24 protein-coding genes and 2 pseudogenes are annotated in these 24831 nt (G+C 64.0%); 15 read left to right on the plus strand and 11 right to left on the minus strand.

Going from position 1 to position 24831, the window contains the following annotated elements:
* Positions 1-33 precede the first annotated feature (33 nt).
* Entirely contained in the window at positions 34-2571 is a 2538-nt protein-coding gene (locus ACFVJ3_RS35630) for an ABC transporter (protein ID WP_378456541.1), read from the plus strand.
* A gap of 44 nt (positions 2572-2615) precedes the next feature.
* Here the strand turns inward: ACFVJ3_RS35630 and ACFVJ3_RS35635 are convergent, their stop codons facing one another.
* Positions 2616-3074: a hypothetical protein gene (locus ACFVJ3_RS35635; protein ID WP_378456542.1), complete on the minus strand. Its 459-nt coding sequence runs from the start codon at positions 3072-3074 to the stop codon at positions 2616-2618.
* Positions 3075-3240: 166 nt separating this feature from the next.
* Between ACFVJ3_RS35635 and ACFVJ3_RS35640 the strand changes: the two are divergent.
* The 3 genes and pseudogenes from ACFVJ3_RS35640 to ACFVJ3_RS35650 all read left to right on the plus strand — a co-directional run bounded on the left by ACFVJ3_RS35640 (position 3241) and on the right by ACFVJ3_RS35650 (position 4756).
* A pseudogene (locus ACFVJ3_RS35640) lies at positions 3241-4036 on the plus strand (class I SAM-dependent methyltransferase).
* 175 nt (positions 4037-4211) lie between these two features.
* Positions 4212-4538 carry an ANTAR domain-containing protein gene (locus ACFVJ3_RS35645; protein WP_378456543.1) on the plus strand — a complete coding sequence of 109 codons (327 nt, stop codon included), beginning with the start codon at positions 4212-4214 and terminating at the stop codon, positions 4536-4538.
* A gap of 20 nt (positions 4539-4558) precedes the next feature.
* Entirely contained in the window at positions 4559-4756 is a 198-nt protein-coding gene (locus tag ACFVJ3_RS35650) for a hypothetical protein (RefSeq protein ID WP_378456544.1), read from the plus strand.
* Positions 4757-4831: 75 nt separating this feature from the next.
* Here the strand turns inward: ACFVJ3_RS35650 and ACFVJ3_RS35655 are convergent, their stop codons facing one another.
* Entirely contained in the window at positions 4832-6514 is a 1683-nt protein-coding gene (locus ACFVJ3_RS35655) for a nitrite/sulfite reductase (RefSeq protein ID WP_378456545.1), read from the minus strand.
* Between the two features lie 106 nt (positions 6515-6620).
* On the opposite strand from ACFVJ3_RS35655, the gene ACFVJ3_RS35660 reads away from it, so the two are divergent.
* The 4 genes from ACFVJ3_RS35660 to ACFVJ3_RS35675 all read left to right on the plus strand — a co-directional run bounded on the left by ACFVJ3_RS35660 (position 6621) and on the right by ACFVJ3_RS35675 (position 9178).
* The gene (locus tag ACFVJ3_RS35660) at positions 6621-7448 is read left to right on the plus strand and encodes a sulfurtransferase (protein ID WP_378456546.1); all 828 of its coding nucleotides are present in this window, start codon (positions 6621-6623) and stop codon (positions 7446-7448) included.
* A gap of 8 nt (positions 7449-7456) precedes the next feature.
* A complete protein-coding gene (gene hemQ, locus ACFVJ3_RS35665) occupies positions 7457-8149 on the plus strand; it encodes a hydrogen peroxide-dependent heme synthase (protein ID WP_378456547.1) in 693 nt (230 codons plus the stop codon).
* 70 nt (positions 8150-8219) lie between these two features.
* Entirely contained in the window at positions 8220-8696 is a 477-nt protein-coding gene (locus ACFVJ3_RS35670; RefSeq protein ID WP_005242124.1) for a MarR family winged helix-turn-helix transcriptional regulator, read from the plus strand.
* Between the two features lie 50 nt (positions 8697-8746).
* Positions 8747-9178: a DUF5313 family protein gene (locus ACFVJ3_RS35675; protein ID WP_378456548.1), complete on the plus strand. Its 432-nt coding sequence runs from the start codon at positions 8747-8749 to the stop codon at positions 9176-9178.
* Positions 9179-9210: 32 nt separating this feature from the next.
* Here the strand turns inward: ACFVJ3_RS35675 and ACFVJ3_RS35680 are convergent, their stop codons facing one another.
* Together ACFVJ3_RS35680 and ACFVJ3_RS35685 are read right to left on the minus strand one after the other, a co-directional pair.
* Entirely contained in the window at positions 9211-10224 is a 1014-nt protein-coding gene (locus ACFVJ3_RS35680) for an alcohol dehydrogenase catalytic domain-containing protein (protein WP_378456549.1), read from the minus strand.
* A gap of 143 nt (positions 10225-10367) precedes the next feature.
* Entirely contained in the window at positions 10368-11654 is a 1287-nt protein-coding gene (locus tag ACFVJ3_RS35685; RefSeq protein ID WP_378456550.1) for an MFS transporter, read from the minus strand.
* A 104-nt stretch (positions 11655-11758) separates the two neighbouring features.
* Between ACFVJ3_RS35685 and ACFVJ3_RS35690 the strand changes: the two genes are divergently transcribed.
* Complete coding sequence (locus ACFVJ3_RS35690; RefSeq protein WP_378456551.1) at positions 11759-12139, plus strand: ArsR/SmtB family transcription factor; 381 nt, start codon at positions 11759-11761, stop codon at positions 12137-12139.
* Here ACFVJ3_RS35690 and ACFVJ3_RS35695 read toward each other — a convergent pair.
* Complete coding sequence (locus ACFVJ3_RS35695) at positions 12102-13160, minus strand: 3-isopropylmalate dehydrogenase (RefSeq protein ID WP_378456552.1); 1059 nt, start codon at positions 13158-13160, stop codon at positions 12102-12104. The two genes, ACFVJ3_RS35690 and ACFVJ3_RS35695, sit on opposite strands and share 38 nt — an antisense overlap.
* 417 nt (positions 13161-13577) lie before the next feature.
* Between ACFVJ3_RS35695 and ACFVJ3_RS35700 the strand changes: the two genes are divergently transcribed.
* The 5 genes and pseudogenes from ACFVJ3_RS35700 to ACFVJ3_RS35720 all read left to right on the plus strand — a co-directional run bounded on the left by ACFVJ3_RS35700 (position 13578) and on the right by ACFVJ3_RS35720 (position 16354).
* A complete protein-coding gene (locus ACFVJ3_RS35700) occupies positions 13578-13985 on the plus strand; it encodes a hypothetical protein (protein WP_378456553.1) in 408 nt (135 codons plus the stop codon).
* Positions 13982-14866 (plus strand): alpha/beta fold hydrolase, encoded by an 885-nt coding sequence (locus tag ACFVJ3_RS35705; protein WP_378456554.1) that lies wholly within the window; start codon positions 13982-13984, stop codon positions 14864-14866. The genes ACFVJ3_RS35700 and ACFVJ3_RS35705 overlap by 4 nt, the downstream gene beginning before the upstream one ends.
* Positions 14867-15036: 170 nt before the next feature.
* Complete coding sequence (locus ACFVJ3_RS35710) at positions 15037-15507, plus strand: PaaI family thioesterase (RefSeq protein ID WP_378456555.1); 471 nt, start codon at positions 15037-15039, stop codon at positions 15505-15507.
* A gap of 109 nt (positions 15508-15616) precedes the next feature.
* A pseudogene (locus ACFVJ3_RS35715) lies at positions 15617-15784 on the plus strand (helix-turn-helix domain-containing protein); the annotation flags it as partial.
* Between the two features lie 33 nt (positions 15785-15817).
* Positions 15818-16354, plus strand: a complete 537-nt coding sequence (locus ACFVJ3_RS35720) for an IclR family transcriptional regulator (protein WP_378456581.1) — start codon at positions 15818-15820, stop codon at positions 16352-16354.
* Between the two features lie 136 nt (positions 16355-16490).
* Here ACFVJ3_RS35720 and ACFVJ3_RS35725 read toward each other — a convergent pair whose 3' ends face one another.
* The 5 genes from ACFVJ3_RS35725 to ACFVJ3_RS35745 all read right to left on the minus strand — a co-directional run bounded on the left by ACFVJ3_RS35725 (position 16491) and on the right by ACFVJ3_RS35745 (position 22122).
* Positions 16491-17927, minus strand: coding sequence for an aldehyde dehydrogenase family protein (locus ACFVJ3_RS35725; protein ID WP_378456556.1), 1437 nt, complete (start codon positions 17925-17927; stop codon positions 16491-16493).
* A 277-nt stretch (positions 17928-18204) separates the two neighbouring features.
* A complete protein-coding gene (locus tag ACFVJ3_RS35730; RefSeq protein WP_378456557.1) occupies positions 18205-18735 on the minus strand; it encodes a MaoC family dehydratase in 531 nt (176 codons plus the stop codon).
* Between the two features lie 3 nt (positions 18736-18738).
* Entirely contained in the window at positions 18739-19716 is a 978-nt protein-coding gene (locus tag ACFVJ3_RS35735; protein ID WP_378456558.1) for an HpcH/HpaI aldolase/citrate lyase family protein, read from the minus strand.
* Positions 19717-19723: 7 nt separating this feature from the next.
* Positions 19724-20935, minus strand: a complete 1212-nt coding sequence (locus ACFVJ3_RS35740) for a CaiB/BaiF CoA transferase family protein (RefSeq protein ID WP_378456559.1) — start codon at positions 20933-20935, stop codon at positions 19724-19726.
* Positions 20932-22122: an acyl-CoA dehydrogenase family protein gene (locus ACFVJ3_RS35745; RefSeq protein WP_378456560.1), complete on the minus strand. Its 1191-nt coding sequence runs from the start codon at positions 22120-22122 to the stop codon at positions 20932-20934. Before ACFVJ3_RS35745 ends, ACFVJ3_RS35740 begins: the two co-directional genes overlap by 4 nt.
* A gap of 369 nt (positions 22123-22491) precedes the next feature.
* Between ACFVJ3_RS35745 and ACFVJ3_RS35750 the strand changes: the two genes are divergently transcribed.
* A complete protein-coding gene (locus tag ACFVJ3_RS35750; protein WP_378456561.1) occupies positions 22492-23232 on the plus strand; it encodes a GntR family transcriptional regulator in 741 nt (246 codons plus the stop codon).
* Between the two features lie 69 nt (positions 23233-23301).
* On the opposite strand, the gene ACFVJ3_RS35755 is transcribed toward ACFVJ3_RS35750, so the two are convergent.
* Positions 23302-24606 (minus strand): MFS transporter, encoded by a 1305-nt coding sequence (locus ACFVJ3_RS35755; protein ID WP_378456562.1) that lies wholly within the window; start codon positions 24604-24606, stop codon positions 23302-23304.
* Positions 24607-24831 lie beyond the last annotated feature (225 nt).

Here is a 24831-nt window from a genome sequence, read left to right on the forward strand (position 1 = left end):
CTGTCCGAGCACGAACCGACACCTGGAGCAGTTGTGCCCACCTTCGATCCCGGACCGCACACTGAATTGTTACGCGCCCAGGAATTCAACGGAATCGCAGTATTCGACGCCAGCGAACACAACCTCGCCCACGTCGATGTGTTCATTCCCCGGGACTGCATCGTCGCGTTCACCGGGGTCTCGGGATCGGGGAAGTCTTCGTTGGCCTTCGGCACCATCTACGCCGAAGCGCAACGGCGGTTCCTCGAGTCCGTCACCCCGTACGCACGCCGGCTGATGGATCAGATCGGAGCGCCCAGGGTTGGAGACATCACCGGGCTTCCACCGGCGGTTGCGTTGCAGCAGGCCCGCGGTCATACCTCCGCCCGATCGTCGGTCGGCACCCTCACCCACATCTCGAACGTGCTGCGGATGCTGTTCTCCCGAGTCGGTACGTACCCGCCGGGTGCCCCCATCCTCGACTCGAATGCGTTCTCGCCCAACACACCCGAAGGCGGATGCCCAGCCTGCCACGGACTCGGACGCACGCACGACGTCGACATCGATGCCCTGGTGCCGGACCCGAGCCGAAGTATCCGCGGCGGTGCCGTCGCCGCCTGGCCCGGCGCGTGGCTGGGCAAGAACTACCGCGACATCCTCGACACACTCGGTATCGACGTGGACCGCCCCTGGTCCGAGCTCCCGGAGGACCAGCGCGAGTGGGTCCTCACCACCGAGGAACAACCCACGGTCACGGTGTCACCGGTGCGCGACCCGGGCAAGATGGTGCGCGACTACCAGGGGACGTTCTCGAGCGCCCGCACCTACGTCCTGCACACCTTCGCGACGACGAAGAGCGCAACCCAGCGGGCGAAGGTCGCCCGATATCTGGTGTCCCGGCCCTGCAGTGCGTGCAGGGGCAAACGGCTGCGCCCCGAGGCGCTGGCCGTACGGTTCGCCGGCCTCGACATCGCCGACGCCACGGAACTGTCACTGGCCGATCTGGCGTCGGTCCTCGACGCCGTCGTCGCATCCCGCGGTTCCGACGCAAGCGACGCAACCGAACGCGCATCCGCGGCGCTGGTAGACAACCTTCGCGGACGCCTCGCGGGTCTGACCGAGCTCGGGCTGGGATACCTTAGCCTTGCCCGTTCGACCACCACCCTCTCGCCGGGAGAACTTCAGCGCCTGCGGCTGGCAACCCAGCTGCAATCGGGTCTGTTCGGAGTGCTGTACGTCCTCGACGAACCGTCCGCAGGCCTGCATCCCGCCGACACCGAGGCGCTGGTCACCGCCGTGCGGCGACTACGAGCGGCAGGTAACTCCGTCTTCGTCATCGAACACAACCTCGACGTCGTCCGGGCAGCAGATTGGATCGTCGATGTCGGTCCCGGTGCCGGGGAGCATGGTGGCCGGGTGCTCTACAGCGGTGAGGTGGACGGTCTCGCTCACGTCCCCGAATCCGCCACTCGCCGATACCTTTTCGGAACCCCCGAGAGTTACCCCGAGCCCGGACCGCCGAGCCGGTGGATCGAACTCGCCGGCATCACGATGCACAACCTCCGTGATCTGACCGTGCGAATCCCGCTCGGGGTGCTCACCGCGGTCACGGGCGTGTCCGGTTCGGGCAAATCCACACTCGTCAGCCGTGTGCTCACCGACGTCGTCGCTCAACACCTCGGCGTCGACAGCGAACCCGGGGGCGACACCGGGGGAGACGACGCCGAGGATTCCACGGTCGTACTGGCCGAGGAGCGCGAGAACGACACCGAGCCGACGGTCGTGGCCGCCCACGGGCTCGGACACATCACCCGGCTGGTGCGCGTGGACCAGACCCCCATCGGGCGGACTCCGCGCTCGAATCTCGCGACCTACACCGGTCTCTTCGATGTGATCCGGAAACTCTTCGCCGCACACCCCGTTGCCCGTGATCGGGGATACAGCCCGGGCCGATTCTCATTCAATGTCAGCGGCGGCCGTTGCGAGGAATGCGAGGGCGCCGGTTCGATCACCATCGGCATGCTGTTTCTCCCCGAGGCCTCCGCGCCGTGCCCGGCCTGTGCGGGCGCGCGATACAACGCGGAGACCCTCGAGATTCTCGTCGACGGCCGGTCGATCGCGGACGTTCTCGCGATGACGGTCGACGATGCCCGTGCTTTCCTGAGTCACGTTCCGGCAGCGGCGAAAAGCCTCGACATGCTGGCCGAAGTCGGTCTCGGATATCTGCGACTCGGCCAATCGGCCACCACCTTGTCCGGTGGGGAGGCGCAACGCGTCAAGCTCGCCAGCGAACTGCAGCGCATCCGATCCGGGCACACGCTCTACGTACTCGACGAACCGACCACCGGATTGCACCCCGCCGACGTCGACCGCCTCATGGTGGTGTTGCGTCGTCTCGTCGCTGCGGGAAATACCGTCGTACTCGTCGAACACGACATGCCGGTCATTGCCTCGGCGGACTGGATGATCGATCTCGGGCCCGGCGGCGGAGACAACGGCGGCCGGATCATCGCCGCGGGGCCACCGACGGTCGTTGCCGAGACGGCCGGCTCCGCCACCGCCGCCTACCTCGCCCGGCACCTCGCCGTGTGACGTTGCGTATGACGTAGTCGACATCGACCTGGTGTGGTAACGGTTCAGTGCGCGTGGATTCCGTAGACGGTGACGACGAAGCCGTGCCCCTTGGCGGTGCAGGTGAGGTCCCCCATGAATCCTGCGACACAGGTGGTTCCCCCGTGGGTGATCGTCTTCTGGTACATGCTCCGGCTGGTGGCGACCTCGGATATGTCGGGGCTGCCGGCGGGCAGGGTGAACGGAGTGCCGGGCGGATAGGTGGGGTGAGCGGGAAGCCAGGGAAGGTCGATGACGACGTGCTGGACGGGTCCCAGCCACGGCAGTCCGAACTCGCCGAGGATCGGGAAGTCCATCGGCAATGGTTGTGGCAGATCGCATCCCACGACGTCGTCGGGTGCGATCGAGCAGTTGAAGTTCCCCACGCGGAAGTAGACGGGCGCGGGGGAGTTCGCCTGCGCGGGTGTTGCGAATGCGAGGAGAGCGGCTGCTGTGGCCGTGAACAGGCCGGTGGCTCGCTTCACTGACGGTTTCATACGAGCTATATACGCTGGGAGCGCCGGGTGTTAGCTGGGCGTGGCATCGGACGGCTGAGAACTGACCGTGAGGAGCGAGAACGTCATGGCGGCGGCAGACGAGCAGACGGACGGACCGGACAGCACGGCCGTGCGCGTTGCCCTGTGGCGGGCAATGCACGTACAGGTCGACCCGCCGCCGCACGTTCTCGTCGACGAGATCGGCCTGCAGCTCGCGGCCCCGGACGAGGGCTGGCGGGCTCGTCCGGACATGGACCCGGCCGGCACCCGCGGGTTTCGGGCGGCCATCGTCGCGCGTGCTCGTTTCATCGAAGAGCTGGTTGCCGAGCAGGCCGGCCGCGGCGTCGACCAGTACGTCGTCCTGGGGGCCGGACTGGACACCTTTGCCCAGCGTAGGCCGGGAGATCGCCTCCCGTATGCGGGTGTTCGAGGTCGACCAACCCGGCCCTCGAGCATGGAAGCGGAAACGGCTGATCGAGCTGGGCTTCGGTGTACCCGACTGGTTGCGGCTGGTTGCGGTCGATTTCGAGGCGAGCGAGTCCTGGTCGGAGCAGCTGGCTGCGGCGGGCTTCGATCCCGGCCTGCCGGCGGTTGTCGTCTCGACCGGCGTCACGATGTACCTCACGAAAGACGCGACAGCGGCCACCCTGCGCCAGCTCGCCGGTCTCGCTGCCGGCTCGACGCTGGCGATGACGTTCCTGCTGCCGCCCGGGCTTCTCGACGACGCCGATCGCCCCGGACTCCAGACGTCCGAGAAGGGTGCACGGGCGGCCGGAACACCGTTCATCAGCTTCTTCACGCCGCAGGAAATGCTCGCCCTGGCCCGCGAGGCCGGTTTCACGGGCGGTCAGCACGTGGCAGGAACGTCACTCGCCGAGCTTTACTTCGCCGATCGGACCGACGGCCTGCGACCGTCGAGCGGAGAGGATTTGTTGGTGGCCACTACCTGAGCACCTCGTCAAGTGACGGCACAGCTGGACAGTTGTCTAGATGACAGGCGCGGCGCCGTCGGCTAGAACTGTTGGGGCATCGACAGTGACGTGACTCACATTTTGCGTCCGGACGGGATCGTCGGCACACCGGCGGGCCGGCAGCCGATGCACGAGAGCGAAGGAGCATCGCGGAATGATCGAGGACAGCACCGAACTACTCACTCCGACTCCCGGCCCGACACGGCTGATCCCCCGTAGGCGTCCCGACGGACGTGAACTACTCGGCACGGCGAAGGGAATCCTGATCGCAGGCCGCGGCTGCAGTGATGCCCAGGCGTTCGACGAACTCCTCGACGTCGCCCGCCGTCATCACCTGACCGTCCTCGGCGCTGCCCGGAGCCTGGTCGACCTCGCCGCCGGACCATCGTCCCGTCCGCGCTCGCCCGAAGCTGCCCGATTCGAAGAGTGGGAGCGGCTGGTCAGCCAGCTTCCTCCCCGCCGACACGCTCACGCGAGTTGACGCGACACGGGGCGCGAGCGGTGAGTGATTCCGAGGTAGATCCGAACGAGATCAGCACAGCAGAATCGGGCCACCCGCGCGAAAGTGCGCCATCACTCACGGCCGACGCGATCGTGTGGCCCGAACCGAGCCCGCTCGAATCGTGGTGGGAGCACGTGGTCAACGACCATGCGACTACGCTCCCCGAGCGCGAGCCCGTCACCGACGCCGGCAAGTAGCAGACCGCGACAGGCGGGTTCTCCGGGACGTCTCTCTTCAGCCTCGACCGCGTCGTGCCCGGCAGTGCGAGCCGATCATGCGAGATCGGAGTCGGTGGCGCGTTGGACCCAGGTCGCGAACTTCTCGGAGCCCGCGCGGTCGGCCACGTAGCGTCGAACGATCCGCTCGACGTAGTCGGGCACCTCGGTGGCTGGAAGCTTGTGGCCGCGCAATTTACGTCCGAAGCTCGTGTCCAGCCCGAGGCCGCCGCCGAGGTGAACCTGGAATCCCTCGACCTGGTTGGAATCGACGTCGGTCACGATCATGCCCTTCAGGCCGATGTCGGCGACCTGAATGCGGGCGCACGAGTTGGGGCACCCATTGAGGTGCAGTGTGATCGGGTGCTCGAGCCGATCCTGGACGTCGGCAAGTCGCTTCTCGACTTCCGCAATGAGTGCGGCGGCCCGCGCCTTGGTCTCCACGATCCCGAACTTGCAAAATTCGATGCCGGTGCATGCCATGGTGCTCCGTCGCCACGGTGACGGACTCGACGGAAATCCGAGACTTTCGAGATCGGATTGGAGTGAGTCGATCTGTTCGTCGGGCACATCGAGGATGACGAGTTTCTGCATCGGGGTGATGCGGACCCGCCGGGATCCGGTTGCTTCCGCTGCCCGTGCCAAGTCGGTGAGCAGGGTGCCGCCGACCCTGCCGACAACGGGTGCGATCCCGACGGCGTTGAGACCGTTCTTCTGGCGCTGGATACCGACGTGATCGCGTGGTTCGTCGAGCGGCTCGGGTGCGGGTCCATCGAGCATCGGGTGTCCGAGGTACTCCCTCTCGAGCACGTCGCGGAATTTCTCGACACCCCAGTCCGCGACGAGGAACTTCAGGCGCGCCTTCGCTCGCAGGCGCCGATACCCGTGGTCACGGAAGAGGGAGACGATACCGATCCACACGTCGGGCACGTCCTCGAGCGGGACCCACGCGCCCAACCGCTCGCCGATGCGAGGATTGGTTGACAGGCCGCCGCCGACCCAGACGTCGAGTCCCGGACCGTGCTCCGGGTGTTCGACGCCGATGAATGCCACATCGTTGATTTCGTGGACGACGTCCTGAAGGCCGGAGATGGCGGTCTTGAACTTGCGCGGCAGGTTGGAGTATTGGGGGTTTGCGATCAATCGGCGGGTGATCTCGTGCAGAGCGGGTGTGGCGTCGAGGACCTCGTCGACGGCAATACCGGCCATCGGCGAGCCGAGGACCACGCGCGGGGTGTCGCCTGCGGATTCGGCAGTGGTGAGGCCTACCCCTTCGAGCCGCCGCCAGATTTCGGGCAGGTCCTCGACCCGGATCCAGTGCAGCTGGATGTTCTGGCGGTCGGTGAGGTCCGCGGTGTCGCGGGCGAAGAGTCGGGAGACTTCACCGACGACGCGCAGCTGTTCGGTGGTCAGTGCCCCTCCATCTATTCGGATGCGGAGCATGAAGTGCTGGTCCTCGAGCTCTTCCGGCGGCAACGTGGCGGTCCGGCCGCCCTCGATGCCAGGTGCGCGCTGGGTGTAGAGCCCCCACCAGCGGAACCGGCTTCGCCGGTCGGTCGGGTCGATGCCGGCGACACCGGTGCGGGAGTACACCTCCTCGATTCTCTTGCGCACGTTGAGGCCGTCATCATCCTGTTTGACCTGCTCATTCACGTTGAGCGGCTCACGGTCGCCCTGGGCCCATTGCCCCTCCGCGCGCGGGGCCTTCGCCTGGGCAGGGCGGGTCTTCGGCGTTGTCATCGGTGCTCCTGTCGAAACTGTGTGCCCGAAACTGTAGCGTAGGCGAATAGATCGTGCATTAATTATATGTGCACGCCCCGGTTGTCTACGAAGTGAAGGATGAGCCATGAGTAGAAGCAATTTTCTGGTCGACGCCGAATGGGTCGTCGAACACCGGCACGACCCCGATGTCGTCCTCGTCGAGGTGGACGAGGACACCGCGCAGTACGAGACGAACCACATCGACGGTGCCGTACGCATCGACTGGAAGCGCGATCTTCAAGATCCGGTACGCCGCGACTTCATCGACCAGCGATCGTTCGAGAAACTCCTGTCCGAGAGGGGAATCGCCAACGGCGACACGGTGATCCTGTACGGCGGGAACAACAACTGGTTCGCGGCCTACGCGTACTGGTATTTCAAGCTCTACGGCCACCGCGACGTCCGGTTGCTCGACGGCGGACGCAAGAAGTGGGAGCTCGACGGTCGGCCTTTGTCGAGCGAGAAGGTCACCCGGCCGGGCACCGACTACGTGGCGTCCGAGCCTGTGTCGGGAATCCGCGCGCACCGCGACGAGGTGATCGAGCAGATCGGGAAGAAGAGTATCGTCGACGTCCGGTCTCCCGACGAATTCTCCGGGAGGATCCTCGCTCCGGCGCAGTTCCCGCAGGAGCAACCCCAGGTTCCAGGGCACGTCCCGACTGCTGTCAACGTGCCGTGGTCCAAGGCCGCCGCTGACGACGGCACCTTCCTCGCCGAGGACGAGCTCCGCGCCCTGTACGGCGACGCCGGCCTCGACGAGACGAAGGACATCATCGTCTATTGCCGGATCGGCGAAAGATCGGCGCACAGTTGGTTCGTTCTCCACGAACTGCTCGGCTACCCCGAGGTTCGGAACTACGACGGCTCGTGGGTGGAGTACGGCTCGTTGGTCGGCGTTCCGGTCGAGAGGTAGCCCACGCCTTGACCAGCTCTCGGTTCACCGAACTCAATCAACGCGTGCGGTTCATGATGTTCACCGTGTTCCAGGTGGTTCCCGGCGCGCTTCCGGACGTGCGCGACGAGGTCGTGGACGATGCGCACACCTACCTCGACCGAGTCGCCGAGTCCGGTGTCGCGATCCGCGGGATCTACGACGTCGCAGGACTACGTGGAGACGCCGACTTCATGATCTGGACGCATGCCGACACCGTCGAGGGATTGCAGGCCGCCTACTCCGGTTTCCGGCGCTGCCGACTCGGGCGAGCGTGTACGACGGTGTGGAGTGCGGTCGCGCTCCACCGGCCGGCCGAATTCAACCGTAGCCACATCGCGGCATACGTGGCCGACGAGGAGCCGGGGCAGTTCGTGTGCGTGTACCCGTTCAACCGATCGCTCGAGTGGTATTTGCTGCCGGACGCCGAGCGACGACGGCAGCTCGCCGAACATGGCCGAGCGGCTCGCGCCTACCCGGACGTGCGGGCCAACACCGTGAGTTCCTTCGGGTTGAGCGACTACGAGTGGATCCTTGCCTTCGAGGCTCCGGACCCGAGCCGGATAGTCGACATGATGCGAGACCTTCGCGCTACCGACGCGCGCCGGCACGTTCGGCTGGAGACTCCGTTCTTCTCCGGCCCGCGAACCGGCCTCGATGCCCTCGTTGCGCGTCTACCTTGATCGCCGACTACCTCCAGAATGATTCGTGCAATATTAGTTATTGCACGAATCATTCTGGTAGCCTGGTGGCATGACCGCAGACATCCAGCAGGGGAAGGCCGGCGACGATCTACTCGCTCTCGACCGGCAGGTGTGTTTCGCGCTCGCGATCGCGAACCGGGCGGTGCTCGCCGTCTACCGCCCCTTGCTCGAGCCGATGGGGCTGACGCATCCGCAGTATCTGGTCATGCTTGCTCTCTGGGGAAAGGCCCCGATGGCGGTCAAGGAGATCGGGACCGCGCTGCAACTCGATTCGCCCACCCTCTCGCCGCTCCTCAAGCGCCTCGAGGCGTCCGGACTGATCACGCGCACCCGCAGCCGGGCCGACGAGCGCCAGTTGGATGTCGAGCTGACCGAAGCCGGTGCTGCGCTGCGTGCGGAGGCCGAAAAGATTCCGCCCGCCGTGATCGAGAAGCTCGGCGTCAGCCTGGCCGAACTCGAAGAACTGCACGACGTTCTCACCCGCGTCAATCAGGCTGCGCTCAGAGCGGGCGCGCTCGATCAATGAGGACAACCATGTCGAATTCGACTTCAGCACAACATGAACAGGTAGTTGTCATGTCGCGAAACACGCAACGAACCCGGCCGGGCCCCATACAGTGGCTGGGCTACGCGGTAGGCCGCAAACTTCCCGACTCCATGCAGGACTGGGTCCGCAACGACCTGGTCGGTGACTGGGCGGTACCCCGGCACCTCGTCCGCAGCATGGTCCCGTTCGTTCCGGTCTTCGCCGCGTTCTTCCTGTTCCCGGGACCGCTCGGACTGCGAGCGTCCATGGTCCTGCTCGGAGTGCTACTCGCCGTGTTCTATGCGGTGTCGTACATGGCGCAGAACCGATCTCGGCGCCTCGAGAGGCATGGACTGCCGCCCGATCTGGAGAACCCGAGAAAGGCGTCCCGGCACGACGCCGAAAAGGCCGCGTACGAGAAGCTCCACGGACCTTCCGGCACCTGGGGCCTCGAACGGCGGAGTGGCAACGAACTTAACTGAGCGCAGTCGATCAACCCCGGCGCCGAGAATGGTCACATGGTGAGGACCATCCGATAGCGTGCGCGTCCTTCCTCCATCGCGGCGTAGGCCTCCGCCGCTCGAGCCAGCGGCCGTTCCTCGATTCGGGCACGCACGCCTGACAGGACCGCGAAGTGCATCGTCTCTTCGACGTCGCGGGCGGTGCCGGACGGGTGGCCGGTGACATCGACGCCGGGAGTGATCAGCTGTAGGGGGCTGATCGGCAGTGGGTCGGGCGTGACACCGACGACGGTGAGCTCACCGAGCGGAAGCAGCCCACCGACCACAGAACCCATCGCTTTCGAGTTCGCAGCGGTCCCCAGAACCACCGACACGCCACCGAGAGCCTGCAACGCTTCGCTGACGTCGCCGGCGGTGGAATCGATGTAGTGGTGGGCGCCGAGCTGACGAGCGTCGTCGCCTTTGTCGGCGCCGCGGGCGATGGCGACCGTCTCGAAGCCCATCGCCCGGGCGAACTGCACGCCGAGGTGGCCGAGTCCGCCGATGCCGAGGATGGCGACGCGGTCGCCTGGGACGGCCCTGGTTTTGCGCAGCGCGTCGTACGTGGTGACCCCGGCACAACTCATGGGTGCGGCTTCGGCGAAGGACAGCTCGTTCGGAATCCGGGCGAGTGCGTTTGCTGGAACGATCACCGACTCGGCGTATCCGCCGGGGTACTGCCAGCTCGGCACCTGCAACTTCTCGCAATGAATGAAGGAGCCCTGACGGCAGGGGATGCACTGGTTGCAGTGTCCACCGAACCAACCCACAGCGACGCGGTCGCCGACGGTGTAGTTGTCGACGCCGTCGCCGAGTTCGGCAATGGTTCCGGCGATCTCGTGTCCAGGTGTCAGGGGCCAAGACATATCCGGGAACGCGCCGTTGACGAAGGCGTGGTCGGTGCCGCACACTCCGCACGCGGACACCGCTATTCGTACGTGGTCGCGAGGGGGCGATCCTGTCTCGACGTCGACGAGTGTCAGCGGTTCACCGGGGGCCTGGACGTGAACGGCCTGATGGGTTGGCATATGCATCCTCCCTGTCTGTTCATCCTGGGCGATCGAGACCCACGTTTCAGTCAAGCCCCTCAGCGGAGCTCCTGACAAGGGTTGACGGGGTCCAACCCATCGGCTGGGAGACAAAGGTGCCCGGCGACACGACTATCCGTGTGTCATGTCTGCGCGCGTACCAGCAGTGCGTCCTCGTCGGCGGCGTCCGTCTCGCGGCGGATCACTTGCGCGTCCGAGGTGCCGGGACGCACGTGTTCGGCTGTGCTGATTCGTACGGTGATCAAGGCGGCGAGGGAGAATGCCATGACGGCTGCCGCGAACGTGATGACGGCTGCGCCGAAGGGTATGAATTGGATCAGGTAGCCCGTTCCCACAGGTAGCAGAGCCGCAGGAATGTAGCCGGCAATGTTCAAAGTCGCGTTTGCTTCGGCGCGATGGTTCGAGGGGATCCGGGTGCCGATCAGCGTCAGTGCCGCAAGCTGGCCGAGGCCCTGTGCGGCGCCGGCAAGAAGTGCCGCGATGACGAACAGCGCCGGTGTGGGGGAGATGGTGACGCTCGCCGTCAGCGTCACCATCGAGACGAATGCGGCAGAGGAACTCAGCGCGAGATGGGTTCTGGTACGTAGATGCGCGAGGGCGAACTGGATTCCGGTTGCTACCAGAAACATGGCGCATGCCGCTGCACCCGCGAGTAGCGGGCTGGGGGCGTTGATGCCGGTGGCGAGGACCGAGGGTCCGAGGGAGAGGAAGAAGGAGGTCGAGGTAATGCCTGGAGCGAATGCTGCTGCTCCCCAAACGAGTTCACGTCGATTCGGGCGGGGAACGGAAGGCCACGACCAGAGAGGCTCGACAGGACCGTCCGCTACGAATCCGCGGTGGAGTGGCAACCGTATCGCGACGACCAGTGTCAGCACCGTTACTGTGAGCACGATTCCAAATATCCAGGACTGTGGTGTGTCGATGAGCTGGGAGAGCGCCCCGGACAGTAGTGGTCCGAGTCCGGCACCGAATACCATTGCAGCGGAGGCGATCATGGATCCCGTCCGGCGCCGGTGATCGGGGGCGAGATCGATCGTCGCCGACATGCCGGCGGTGACGGCCGCGCCAACCGCGGCGCCCGCGAGCAGCCTGGCCGCCAGCAGCCATATTACGTCCGTGGCCGACAGGAAGAGGCCCGCCGCGGTGACCGCGGCGATCAGGCCTGGGACGAGCACAATCTTCCGCCCATATCGATCGGCGAGTTTCCCTGCGACGAGAAGGGTCCCGATCAACCCGACCATGTACGCCCCGAACACGATCGTCAAGGTTCCGGAACTGAATTCCCATTCCGTTTGCCAGCGCGTGTACAGCGGTGTAGGCGCGTTCGACAGCACGAACACGGCTGTCACCGTACTTGCGGCGGCCAGGGACCACCCCAGTTCCTTCGGGCCGGCCGAAGTCTTTGCCATCGCTGTCTCCTCTTCCGCATCCGGTTCGATACCGGGCGTACCAGTACGAAAATTATCGTACTGAGATGGTACGACAAAACTCGTACTGACGCTATGCTGGATGTATGACTGATCTCGCGCCGACCTATCGCATGAGCGACAGCGAAGAGCTTTCCCTGCCGATGCCGCTGCCCGAACCGGCGGCAGCGGACATACGCCTGGAGCGGGTCATGGGCGTCCTCGCCGACCCGCTGAGACTGACAATCGTCAACCGGCTCTTGACCAGGTCTGAGGAATACGACCACACCTGCGGTTGGTTCGGCTTCGACCGGCCCAAGTCGAGCCTCACCCATCACTTCAAAGCGCTCAGGGAAGCGGGTGTCATCCGACAGCGGCAGCACGGGCTCGAGCGTCGCAGCCGAGTCCGCATCGAAGACCTCGATGGGCGTTTTCCCGGTCTCGTGGAACTCATTGCGAACTGGCAGCCGGATGGTGGCGGGGTGTGAGGGATGCGGAGCCCACCCGGCTCCTGATCTGCTCACCGATTTCCTCGGTGGAGCGGGATTCCTGTTCGCGGGATGCGACGTGGTCCTGAACTGCCTGGTCGATGGTGTTCGCCTCACGTGACAGCCCGAGGTGATGCAGCATCAGCGCTGCCGAGAGGATCGCGGCTGTGGGATCGGCGACTCCTCGACCCGCGATGTCCGGAGCGCTCCCGTGTACTGGTTCGAACATGCCAGGATTCCTCCGTGAGCCATCGATGTTCGCGCTTGCCGCTAGACCGACACCCCCGCCCAGGGCGGACGTGAGGTCGGTGATCAGGTCGCCGAACAGGTTGTCGGTGGCGATGACGTCGAATCGGGCGGGGTTTGTGACGAGATGCAGCATGGCCGCATCGACGAGCATGTGATCGACCTCGACGTCTGGGTACATCGTTGCCAGTTCGTCGGCAGCGCGCGTCCACAAGGAGCCGGCGAAGGCGAGAACGTTCGGCTTGTGCACGATCGTCAACCGTTGCCGCCTGACCGTGGCCCGCTCGAACGCCTCGCGGAGAAGTCGATCGACGCCGAAGCGTGTGTTGACGCTGACTTCTGTCGCGACCTCATGGGGAGTTCCGACGCGGAGCGCGCCCCCGTTGCCGGTGTACGGGCCTTCGGTTCCCTCTCGGACTACCAGCAGGTCGAGATTCGCATCTCCGGCAAGCACCCGTGGCGCGCCGGGCATCGTCTTCGTCGGACGTAGGTTGATGTGATGATCTAGCGCGAAGCGCATTTCGAGCAGGATGCCACGTTCCAGCGTGCCTGCCGGGACGGTGGGGTCGCCGATTGCGCCGAGCAGGATCGCATCGTGATGCCGGATCTCGTCGAGTGTTTCCGGGTCGAGCAGGCGACCTGTGGCCCGGTAGTTTCGGGCGCCCAGATCGAAGTAGCTGGTTTCGACGGTGGGGGCAACCTCGCGCAAGGTCCTGACTGCCTGGTCGATGACTTCGGGTCCGATTCCGTCCCCGGGAATGACTGCTATTTTCATCAGATCTCCGAACTACGAACGCGGGACTGTTTCCGCGCGTGATGAGTCGTCCAGCCCGAGTGCAGGCATGTAGTGGGCGGAAGTGGCGTCGGTCTACAGAAGCTACCGCGCTGAATCAAATGCTGGAATAGGCGTGCCACATAGTGAGATCGAAGTTCGAATGCCGAGTCTCACGGAGCATTCCGTCTTCACGCGATCCCAATCCGGCGCCTGGGTAGGGGCCGCGTCGAGCGTAGGCATCGGAGTGTCACCTCAGCGTATTGACAAACTGTGAGCCAGTGCACATACTCGAAAGTGACACGGCGTACCGCTGAACGGCACAGATCGATTCAGGTTTACGGCGGCCTGTCTCGCGAACCCCACGCCGCCCGCGTGCGATCGCAGGTCGAATAGCGACTTCCTAGAAAGGGAAAGGCCATGCCATTTGTGGACACGGAGAGGTTCACGGAGGCGCTCAACTTGGATCCCGAATTCAAGATTGCGGCGCGCTTCTGGAACGCCATCGTCCGGTTGGAGATCGGCGATGAAACCTACGTGCTGGTGATTCGTGACGGTCGACTCGACTCCATGACACCGCCCGAGGGCAACAACCTCATGACGGTTGCGCGGAACTACGACATCGAGATCTCGGCGCCGATCGAAGAATGGAGCAAGTTCTTCCAGCGGGTGCCTCGCCCGTTCTATCAGGACCTCTTCTCGGCGGTCACCCGGCACAACTTCCGCTATGGGGGAGACATGAAGATGTTCTTCGCCTACTACGCCGCGCTCAGACGACTGTTCGATTTCATGCGTTCGTACACCAACGTTGCCGAGGAGGCGAAATGACCACGACGAAGTTCGACAAGGCGGTCGGACGGTACGTCCATCTCACGATCGACGACGTCGAGTACCGGGTCTACTACGAGGAGAGCGGGTCCGGAATCCCGCTACTTCTCCAGCACACCGCCGGCTGTGACGGCCGCCAGTATCGTCATCTCCTCGAGGACGAGGAGATCACCTCGCACTTCCGCGTGATCACGTGGGATCTGCCGTATCACGGGCGGTCGCTGCCGCCACTCTCGGTGCGATGGTGGGAGCAGGAGTACAACCTGACCCAGGACTTCTTCATGAAGTTCGTCGTTGCCCTGGCGGAGGCCCTCGACTGCGAGGACGCGGTGTACATGGGTAGTTCGATGGGCGGCAACCTCGCCCCCGATCTGGCCCTGCACTACCCCGGCGTCTTCCGTGCCGTGATCGCGCTCGAGGCGGCGCTGCATTCGCCCGGCTTCTACCTCGACTACTGGTTCCACCCCGAGATCAGCAACGACTCGAAGCCCGCGGCGATGTACGCGCTCACCTCGCCGACGGCGCCCGAGGTCGGCCGCAGGGAAACGACCTGGGTCTACAGCCAAGGATCCCCTCCGGTCTTCAAGGGTGATCTCCACTACTACAGCGTCGAGCACGATCTTCGGGAAACGGCACAGAACATCGATACGTCGAAGACCGCCGTGTACATCCTGAACGGCGAATACGACTTCGCGACGGGACCGGAGGAGGCCGAGGAACTCGGCGCGCAGATCGAGGGTGCGAAGGTCGTTCCGATGGCGGGACTCGGACACTTCCCGATGAGCGAGGACGCAGCCCAGTTCTTCCGGTGCATCAAGCCGGTGCTGTGGGAAATCCGTGACTCGGCTGTGCCGTCGAAGGTGCTCTCGGCTACCCAGTAACCCCCTGACGGGTTGCGCGGCCGGCAGTGCTCGTGGTGGTCACGAGGCACGAGGCCCGCGCAACCTCGCGGGCCGCCGACGAGCGAGTTCCTCCAACCTCGCCGTCGGCGGCACCGCGCCGCCCATCAGGTCGCGACCCGACTCGATGGGTATGAAAGATCGAAGCCAGGATGGAAGTAGAAGTAGAGGTGGGAGTGAGCGAAGTCGAATGGGACGAGGTGCACGACGGTGGGTTCATCGGGCTGATCGGTCCACTGCTGCTGCGTCGCGGAGATGGCGGTGCACGGGAATACGGACTGCGGTGTGAACCCAAACATCGAAACCTTCGAGGAGTCGTGCAGGGCGGCCTGATCATGGCCTTCGCCGACCGAGCTCTCGGTTCGACCGCCCTCGCGGAAACCGGCACGCAGAACATGGCGACCGTGCAGCTGAATGTCAGTTTCCTCGGTATCGTCCGGGTCGGTGACCTCTTGACGAGCTCACCCCGTATCGTGCGGCGTACGGCATCGATCGTCTTCGCGGACTCCGACCTGCGGGTGAACGATTCGGTGGTGGCAACGGCGACGGGCGTCTTCAAGATCCTCGCGGACAGTTCGCCGCCTGTCGGCTTCGGCGCGGCCGCCGAGAGTCGCCTTCGGTGAGCCGGTAGCGGACATCGAGACTGGACATTTCGACATACTGTGCCGATAATCGGCACAGTACGAAATGTTGCACCGCGGCGGAGCGGCGGTCGAGGGAGAGGAACAGTAGGTGCAAGGCATCGAACGAGGTTTGCGCGTACTCGAAGCTGTGGCGGAGAGCCAGCCGGTTGGAGTAGGCGAACTGTCCCGCACCCTTCAGTTGCCGAAATCGACCGTGCAGCGGACTCTTCAGGCGCTCGCATCCGCCGGCTGGATTCGCAGCGATGGGAGCGAGTACACCAGGTGGAAGCTCACCTCGCGGGCACTGGCCGTGGGCCGGCGCGGCTGGGACAAGGGAGACTTGCGATCGGTCGCGCTCGAGCCGATGCGTGAGCTGCGGGATCTGACGAACGAGACCATCACACTCCAGATTCGCGATGGCGTGGAGCGGGTGGTTCAGATCGAACGCATGGATTCCCATCAGGCTGTTCGCACCTTCATCAAGGTCGGCAGCACATGGCAGCTACCTCACACGTCGGGGGGAATGGCGATCATGGCGCGCCTGCCGGACGACGAGGTCGACAGAATTCTTTCCAATCCCATCCAGCAACTGACGCCGCAGACCGACACCGATCCCGAATCGATCCGAAAGAAGATCGAGGAGATCCGCCGCGTCGGATATGCGGTGAACGTCAATCAGAACCGGATGGGAGTATGTGCGGTCGGGGCAGCTGTGCTGGGGGAGGGGGGATGCCCGGTAGGTGGCATCGGGATCTCGATGCCGGAGACCCGTTTCGACGAGCATCGTGTGCCCTGGTGGGGAAAGCAGGTCTCCGACACTGCAGCGAACGTGAGTTCACTGCTCTGATCCCGCCTGTAAGCGCTCTGGATCCTTCCCGAGCCGCGCAGACCACATTTGTCCACGTTGTTGCTGCCCGTAAACGCCCCCGTGCCTCATGCGGCACGGGGGCGTCGACTCTGGTGCCCTCACAGGCCCCGCGTGGTCACAGGCGGGCAGTGACCGTCTTGAGCTGGCAGTAGTGCTTGAGCGCCTCAAGGCCCTTCTCTCTGCCGAAACCGCTCAACTTGTAGCCACCGAACGGGGTTTCGACACCACCGGCGAAGTACTGGTTGATGAAGACCTGCCCCGCCTCGATGGCGCCGGCGACGCGATGAGCCCGGCCGTGGTCTCGGGTCCAGACCCCCGCGACGAGTCCGTAGTCGCTGTCGTTGGCGATCTCGACCGCCTGCTCATCGGAATCGAATCGGAGCACTGTCAGTACCGGGCCGAAGATCTCCTCGCGTGCCACCCGCATGGTGTTGTCGACGTCGACGAAGATGGTCGGCTCGATGAACAACCCGCGGCCCAGCCGCCCGGTGTCGGCGACGTGTCCACCGGTAGCGACACGTGCACCTTCGCTCGGTCCGAGTTCGAGATACGAGCGGACCTTGTCGAACTGCCCTCGCGTGGCCAAGGATCCGATGTCCGGGTCCTCGATGCCCGGTGCGATGACCGTGGTCGCAGCGTGCTGGACGAGCCGATCGACCAGCTCGTCGTGCACCGAGGCATGCACCAGCAACCGGCTGCCGGCCGAACATACCTGACCCGCCTTGGTGGTGAACGCGGTCCAGGCGCCTGCGGCGGCCGCGTCGAGGTCGGCGTCGCCGAAGACGATGTTGGGGGACTTGCCGCCCAACTCGAGAGTCAGGGGAATCAATCGTTGGGCGGCCGCCCGCATGATCGCCCGGCCGGTCTCCACCGAGCCGGTGAAGACGATCTTGCGGACCTTGTCGTGGCCGGTCAGCGCCGCTCCCGCATCGGCACCGAATCCGGGGACGACGTTGAGAACGCCCGCGGGCAGTCCCGCTTCGACGGCGAGACGGCTCATCTCGAGTGCCGACAGCGGTGTGTCCTCGGCGGGTTTGAGGACCACCACGTTGCCCATCGCCAATGCGGGTGCGATGGCCCGTGCGGCCTGGTTGATCGGCGCGTTCCAGGGCGTGACGACACCGATCACGCCGAACGGTTCGTTACGGGTGTACGAGAGGTAGTCGGGTCCCAGCGGAATCGTCTCGCCGTGCACCTTGTCTGCCGCCCCGCCGTAGTACTCGAAGTATCGTGCGGCGGTCTCGATATCGACCTTCGACTGCGACAGCGTCTGGCCCGTGTCCAGTGTTTCGATTCGGGCCAGTTCGTCCGCGTGTTCACGCAGTGTGCGGGCGACCTCGAGGAGAATGCGACCGCGAGTGGCGGCCGGGGTGTCACGCCACGAACGGAAGGCGTTCTGCGCTACGGCAACTGCTTCCTCGATGTCCTCCGCCCCGCCGAGCGCGACTTCGGCAATGACGTCGCCTGTGGCGGGATCCCGGGTGGAGAAGTACTTCCCACTCTTACTGCGCTCGTCATGTCCTCCGACGAACGTTTCGTAACGCTCTCGCATTGTGCTTCCTATTCCGAGTGGTGCCCCGGGGTGACCGGCTACACCGCGTTTGTGCCGATAAATGGCACAGTGTTTCTGTTGATAGCTTGGTTCGTTCCCGCGATCTCTGTCAAGGGCCGGGTGTCCTCCCACCATCGGGGGAACACCCGGCCCGGATCGAAGATCGGAGGGACGAGATCCTTGATCCGCGTATCACACAGCCAGCCAGCAGATCTCATCCGGTCTCGGTGAGATCAGCCGCGGGCGTTACGGGTGGGAACGCTCCCACAGGAGTCGACTACGCGTGCGGCAGTGGTCGAGCGGGTTGGTCGCCGCCGCGCGAGTCGCCGTAGCTTCGCTTGGGTACGAGAACTTTGCGTCGGAAGATGCAGACGATCTGCCCGTCCTGCTTGTAGCCGCGGGTCTCGACGTACACGACGCCTCGGTCGTCCTTGGACTTCGAGGGAGTGACTTCCAGGACCTCGGTTTCGCCATAGATCGTGTCACCGTGAAACGTCGGCTTGACGTGCCGCAACGATTCGATTTCGAGGTTGGCGATCGCCTTGCCGGAGACATCCTGTACGGACATTCCGAGCAGAAGTGAGTAGACGTAGTTGCCCACGACCACGTTTCGGCCGAATTCTGTTGTTTCCTCGGCGAAGTGGGAGTTGATGTGCAACGGGTGGTGGTTCATCGTCAGCAGGCAGAACAGGTGATCGTCGTACTCGGTGACGGTCTTGCCTGGCCAATGCCTGTAGATTGCTCCGACTTCGAAATCCTCGAAGTACCGACCGAACTGCATGTTCTGTTCTTTCTCCACGGTCGTCACTGTTCACACACCGCTCTCTACGGTTTCGATCTCCGGTTTCCACACGTCGAGGCGTTCCATGCCGGCGGCGCGGCCCTGGCCGGCGATGACCAACGCCATTTTGCGGGACGCCTCGTCGATCATTTCGTCGCCGAGCATGACGGCGCCCTTGCGGCCGCCCCGGTCGGAGGCGAACCATTCGTACGCCGCGAGGATGTTCTCGGCGTGGTCGTAGTCGGCCTGGGCTGGACTGAAGGTGTCGTTGGCGGCGTCGATCTGGGCCGGATGCAGCACCCATTTCCCGTCGTAGCCGAGCGCGGCGGCCTGCCCGGCAACCCGGCGGAAGCCGTCGACGTTACGGACCTGCACATACGGTCCGTCGATCGCCTGCAACCCGTTCGCTCGGGCGGCCATCAGGATCCGCATCAGCGGGTAGTGGAATGCGTCACCGACCCCATAGCCCGGCGGCTGCTCACCGATCACGAGCGACTTCATGTTAATGCTCGCCATGAAGTCGCCAGGGCCGAAGATGATCGTTTCGGTACGCGGCGACGCGGCTGCGATCTCGTCGACGTTGATCAATCCGGCGGCGTCTTCGATCTGCGCCTCGATTCCGATTCGGCCTACCTCGAAACCCATGGTCTTCTCGATCTGGGTCAGGGTGAAGTCGAGCCAGGCGATCTGGGCGGCCGACTGCACCTTCGGAAGCATGATGCAGTCGAGATTCTCACCGGCACCTTCGACGACCTCGACCACATCGCGATAGGTCCAGTGGGTGGTGAGATCGTTGACCCGCACCACACGGATCTTCGATCCCCACCCGCCTTCGTTGAGTGCCGAGACGATGGTCTTGCGCGCACCAGGTTTCGCGAGTGGCGCACACGCGTCCTCGAGGTCGAGGAAGACCTGGTCGGAATCGAGGCCCTTCGCCTTCTCGATCATCTTCGGATTCGAACCGGGAACCGCGAGGCAGGAACGCCGCGGTCGTTGTGTTCTGGACATGATCTCCCTATCTTGTTTCTTCGAGCTGGAAGGCAGCTGTGGTGTTGTCGAACTGGGCCAGCACTTCATCGGTGTGTTCGCCGAGTAGCGGGGCTCGCCGGAGGTGGGTCGGGGCCGCATCCGCGAACTTGATCGGCGTGTTGGCGATCGTCAGCGGATGGGGCACACCGGGGTGATCGACCTCGACGAGCATGTTGCGGGCACGCACGTGGGGATCCGCATAGATGTCCTCGATGGTATTGACCGGTGCCACCGGGACTTTGCCGCCGAGTGTTTCCACGATCTGGTCCTTGGTTCGCGTGGTTGTCCATGCGGTCACCGCAGACATGGTGAAGTCACGATTGGCCAGTCGGCTGACGTTGTCCCTTGTGCGATCGTCCGTAGCCAAGTCGGGGCGTCCGATCACCGTGCAGAGTTGCTGCCAATGATTGTTGCCGGGCGCGGCGATACTGACCCACCCGTCTGCCGCGGGCACGACATCGAAGGGGCAGAGCAAGGGATGGCTGTTTGCCTGCCGGGTCGGCACGTCGCCGTTGTAGGAGTGCTGGTAGACGGTGCGTTCGCACATTGCCAGCATGGCGTCGTACATCGACACGTCGACGAAACCACCGACTCCGTCACGGCGAGCACGGTGCACGGCCGACAGCAGGCCGATCACCGCGAAGAGCGCCGGCACGGTGTCACCGAGACCGGGTCCGGACTTGATCGGGGGTCGGTCGGGCTCGCCGGTGATCTCCATCAAGCCGCTGAGCGCCTGGACGGTGATGTCGTACGCCGGCCAGTCCCGCATCGGGCTGCTACCGGTGCGTTCGTCACCGAAGCCGCGGATCGCCGCGTACACCAGGTGGGGATTCTTCTCCTGGAGTCGCTCGTAGGACAGCCCGAGCCGGTCCATGACCCCGTGGCGGAAGTTCTCCACGACGACATCGGCGTGCGCGACCAGTTCGAGCAGCGAGGTGCGTCCCTCTTCTGTGGTGAGGTCGAGAACTACGCTGCGTTTGTTGCGATTGACGCTCTGGAAATACCCACCGAATGCGCGTAGTTCGTCATCCGGTGCGAACGGTCCCTGCTCTCGGATGAAGTCACCACGCGGGGGTTCGATCTTGATCACGTCGGCACCCAGATCTCCGAGGACCATAGTGGCGAAGGGCCCCGCGAGCATGGTGGTCAGGTCGATCACCACGACATCGTTCAGTGGCCCGGCGGCCGGCGATCTCATCGTGCCTGCCTTCCGAGGATCGAATCCGAGATGATCTTCAGCTGGATTTCCGACGTTCCCTCGAAGATCTTGGTCAGTTTCGCGTCCCGCCAGTACCGTTCGACAGCAAAATCGGTGGTGTATCCGGCGCCGCCGTGAATCTGCAGAGCCTCACTGGTCACTCGTTCGGCCATCTCGGTCGCGAGGTACTTGACCATCGACGCCTCCACGGCGTTGCGCCGGCCGGCGTCGACTTCGGTGCACACCCGGTACATCAGCGATCGGGCCGCCTCGAGTTCGGTGGCCATGTGCGCGATCTTGAACCGAATCGCCTGGTTGTCCCCGATCGGACGGCCGAACTGGACGCGTTGCCGCGCATACGCAACGGAGTCCTCGAGCGCTCCGCGCGCCACGCCGATGGCGCGGGCGGCGGTATGAATCCGGGCGGTCTCGAGATCGCCCATGGCGACCTTGAAGCCCTCGCCTTCGGGGCCGACCATGGACTCACCCGCGGCGTAGGCGTTGTCGAAGGACAACTCCCACGTCTGCCATCCGTGATATCCGATCTTGCGTACCGGTGTGCCCGTCACTCCCGAGGGCAGCTCACCGCGAGGCTTCGGCATGATGAAACAGCTGATACCGCGCGATCGGTGGTCGCGGTCAATGGGTGACGTACGGGCGAATACCTGGAGGTAGTCGGCTCCGTCGGCGAACGTGCACCACATCTTCTGGCCGCTGATCCGCCACCCGTCAGCTTCCCTGCGGGCCCGAGTCGACAGCGCCGCCACATCGGAGCCCGCATCGGGCTCGGACAAGGCAAAGGCGCTGAGGAAGTCGCCCGTAGCCATCCGCGGCAAGTACTTTCGGCGCTGTTCCTCGGTGAAACCCGCGGTGAATTGTTGTCCACGAGCGATCAGGCTCGACACGCTCATCCACGCGCGGGCAAGTTCCTCGACGATCAGGGCGTACTCGAAGACCCCGAGGCCCAGCCCGCCGTATTCCTCGGGAATCAGCACACCGAAAAATCCCAGGTCGGCCATTTTCTGGCGCAGTTCCATCGGAATTTCGCCCTTGACCGGATCGAGTTCGTTCGCCACAGGTAGCACTTCCTTGGCGGCGAACTCCCGCGCCATCGCCTGGATCGCGAGGCGCTCGTCGGTGAGATATCCGGCTCCTGACGACCCGACGTCGTCAACTAAAGCAGTCATGAGGCTTCAACCCTTCATCCGTGCCTCTATACGGCACAGTGTTCCGATATGAATCAGGATGCCCCACTGAAGCCGTATTGGTCAACCCTCCCTCCGGCGAGGGGCAATGATAACGCTGTGAGTGCAGGTAAAAGCTGTATGTCAACCGACGTCGGGTCCGGTCTGTGTTCTCCGATGTCGGCCAGAACTTGCGCTTGGAGCAGGGTTGCCGGGTGCGCAGTGGCTCGAAGTGCTGTGCCATTATCTGGAATACCGTGCCGATATCGACTACCATGGTTCGCGCCGATCCAGATGGATCGGCCTCCGAAGACAGGACGTCGCGGCGATGGATGATGCCGAAGGGCGACAGGAACGGATCGGTGTGCGCTCATGGGTGGCCGTGACAACGAACAAGCGCCGGCACATCGGCGGTTGTCCCACGCGCTGCGCGAGCAAATCGCTGCAGGCCACTTCCACGGTGGCCGCCAGCTTCCCACTGAATTCGAACTTGCCGAAAAGTATGCATTGAGTCGGCAGACGGTGCGGCGAGCATTCTACGATCTCGTGGCGGATGGCCTGGTGTATCGCGTTCCGGGGAGGGGCACGTTCGTCTCCGAACAGGGGAGCATGCGCCTCCGGCGACTCGGGGCGATTGAAGAACTGACCAACCTCCCCGCTGGTGCCACCACAGAAATCGTTGCGCCTCTGCAACGTAGGGCCGACATCGAAGCCGCAAGCCGTCTACGCCTCGACAGTGACTTCGTCTCCACGATCGCGTATGTACGCCGTTACGCGGGGATCGTGTTCGCGATGACGACCGTCCATCTGCCGGATCTTCACGCGCAGCACCTATGCGGCGGCGCGGGGACGGAGCCAGGCGCGATCGGAGCGCACACGATCATCGGTCTTCTGGAACCCCACCTGGCGTCTCCCGTTGTCGAACTCGTGCAGTCGATCACCGTGGCGCCGGCGGCCGAGGAGATCGCCCATCACGTCGACTGTCCCGCCGGGCATGCGCTGTTACGCGCCGATCGCTTGTATCTCGATTCGGACAGTCGGGGAGTTGAGTTGGCGGTCAGCTACTACTTACCCGAGCACTACACCTACCGAAACACCATCGGCAGAAGTTGACGGGTCCTTCTCGGGCCGCCAGGGGCGGCCCGAGAAGGAGCGAATCCCGTGAACAGGGGAGAAATCCGGTCAGGATTCTTCGCCCGAAATATCGCTGCGGAACGTTTCCGGTACCGCTATGGCCCCCAGGAGCGTAATAATCGCGGTTGCCACTATGTACCACGGAAAGTACTGGGAGTAACCGGCATTGGCCAGAGCAGTGGCCACAAGCGGGACCGTTCCACCGAAGATTGCCACCGAGAGCGAGTAGGGAAAGCCCAGGCCGCTCACTCGTACGTGCGGTGGGAAGTTTTCGACCATCACAGCTGATGTGATCGATGTGCAGAAGCTCAACAATAGTAGCCCGATGAGCTGAATGAATATGAGTACCGCAAAGTGTGAACTAGTGATCGACAGCAGGAAAGGCGTCACAATGATGGTGCCGGTACAAAATGCGTACATGCATGGTTTACGCCCGTATCTGTCGGAGATCAACCCGGCCACCGGCTGTGCGATCGTGTAGAGAATGAGCGTGATAATGCCGACCGTCATTGCGGTGGTGGCAGAGGCGCCGTTCTGGATCTGGAAGTACGTAGTCAGGTACGTAGCCCAAAAGTATTGTCCAACACCCATTCCGGTTGCGATTGCAAATACGATGAGGGACTGCTTGGGGTAACGCTGCAGAGCATTGAGCGGGTTGTGATCAACCGGTGCCGCGCCCTCGTCGGAGACGGTAGTTCCGAGCGTTTCCTGCGTCCCGCGGCGAATATACCAGGCCACGACCGCAGCTAAGGCGCCGACAGCGAAGGGGATTCGCCAACCGTAGTCCCGCATCGCATCATCACCGATGAGTGCGACGAACATGGTGATGAAGGCCAGACATGCCAACTTACCTATGCCCGACGCCACGAACATGAAGCTCGAGTAGAAACCACGTCGGCCGGCGGGTGCGGATTCGACGATGAAGGCACCCGCAGTCGTGTACTCGCCTCCAGCGGACAATCCCTGCAGAATGCGGGCAACCGTGAGGATTATGGGCGCGGCGACACCGATCTGGCTGTATGTGGGGCAGATGGCGACGAGCAGGCTGCCGCCGGCCATGAGGCTGATGGTGAGGCTCAAAGCTCGCCGACGGCCGTACCGATCTGCAAATCGTCCGATGAAAAGCCCTGCCAGCGGACGTGCGAGGAACCCGACGGCAAAAACGCCGAATGCGCTCAGGAGCGGCACCAGTCCCGACGACTCGGAAGAGGGAAAGAAGGAAGACGCGAAGTAGACCGCAAGGTAGGAGTACGCGAGGAAATCGAAGAACTCGACCGCGTGTCCGACGGTGCCGGCGATCAGCTGTCGCCTCGGGTTCAAGATGGCCGCTTTATCAGATGTTTCTATCTTCATTGCGAAGCGTCTTTCTGTGAAGGCGTGCTCGTGATTCTGGAAGACTCTGGGCTGCGTGTGGCTCTATGAGGTTCCATTCGTGGGAGAGTTTTGAGGGACTGACCACCCCGGGCCCGTGGCTTCGATCAGCGCATCGGGAAACTCTGCGATCGGCGCGAGCCCGTCACAGGGGCGTAGATGGTGAAGCCGACGCCGTGCGTGCTAGATAGCGGCACGGTGTATCGA

The sequence above is a fragment of the Rhodococcus sp. NPDC127593 genome (assembly GCF_042671975.1).
Taxonomy (GTDB): domain Bacteria; phylum Actinomycetota; class Actinomycetes; order Mycobacteriales; family Mycobacteriaceae; genus Rhodococcus_F.

Coding starts and splice junctions, on each gene's coding strand:
- ACFVJ3_RS35645 (WP_378456543.1), top strand. CDS start 4,212: ATGATCGAGGACAGCACCGAACTACTCACTCCGACTCCCGGCCCGACA.
- ACFVJ3_RS35655 (WP_378456545.1), bottom strand. CDS start 6,514: ATGACAACGCCGAAGACCCGCCCTGCCCAGGCGAAGGCCCCGCGCGCG.
- ACFVJ3_RS35660 (WP_378456546.1), top strand. CDS start 6,621: ATGAGTAGAAGCAATTTTCTGGTCGACGCCGAATGGGTCGTCGAACAC.
- ACFVJ3_RS35670 (WP_005242124.1), top strand. CDS start 8,220: ATGACCGCAGACATCCAGCAGGGGAAGGCCGGCGACGATCTACTCGCT.
- ACFVJ3_RS35675 (WP_378456548.1), top strand. CDS start 8,747: ATGTCGCGAAACACGCAACGAACCCGGCCGGGCCCCATACAGTGGCTG.
- ACFVJ3_RS35680 (WP_378456549.1), bottom strand. CDS start 10,224: ATGCCAACCCATCAGGCCGTTCACGTCCAGGCCCCCGGTGAACCGCTG.
- ACFVJ3_RS35685 (WP_378456550.1), bottom strand. CDS start 11,654: ATGGCAAAGACTTCGGCCGGCCCGAAGGAACTGGGGTGGTCCCTGGCC.
- ACFVJ3_RS35690 (WP_378456551.1), top strand. CDS start 11,759: ATGACTGATCTCGCGCCGACCTATCGCATGAGCGACAGCGAAGAGCTT.
- ACFVJ3_RS35695 (WP_378456552.1), bottom strand. CDS start 13,160: ATGAAAATAGCAGTCATTCCCGGGGACGGAATCGGACCCGAAGTCATC.
- ACFVJ3_RS35700 (WP_378456553.1), top strand. CDS start 13,578: ATGCCATTTGTGGACACGGAGAGGTTCACGGAGGCGCTCAACTTGGAT.
- ACFVJ3_RS35705 (WP_378456554.1), top strand. CDS start 13,982: ATGACCACGACGAAGTTCGACAAGGCGGTCGGACGGTACGTCCATCTC.
- ACFVJ3_RS35710 (WP_378456555.1), top strand. CDS start 15,037: ATGGAAGTAGAAGTAGAGGTGGGAGTGAGCGAAGTCGAATGGGACGAG.
- ACFVJ3_RS35725 (WP_378456556.1), bottom strand. CDS start 17,927: ATGCGAGAGCGTTACGAAACGTTCGTCGGAGGACATGACGAGCGCAGT.
- ACFVJ3_RS35735 (WP_378456558.1), bottom strand. CDS start 19,716: ATGTCCAGAACACAACGACCGCGGCGTTCCTGCCTCGCGGTTCCCGGT.
- ACFVJ3_RS35740 (WP_378456559.1), bottom strand. CDS start 20,935: ATGAGATCGCCGGCCGCCGGGCCACTGAACGATGTCGTGGTGATCGAC.
- ACFVJ3_RS35745 (WP_378456560.1), bottom strand. CDS start 22,122: ATGACTGCTTTAGTTGACGACGTCGGGTCGTCAGGAGCCGGATATCTC.
- ACFVJ3_RS35750 (WP_378456561.1), top strand. CDS start 22,492: ATGGGTGGCCGTGACAACGAACAAGCGCCGGCACATCGGCGGTTGTCC.
- ACFVJ3_RS35755 (WP_378456562.1), bottom strand. CDS start 24,606: ATGAAGATAGAAACATCTGATAAAGCGGCCATCTTGAACCCGAGGCGA.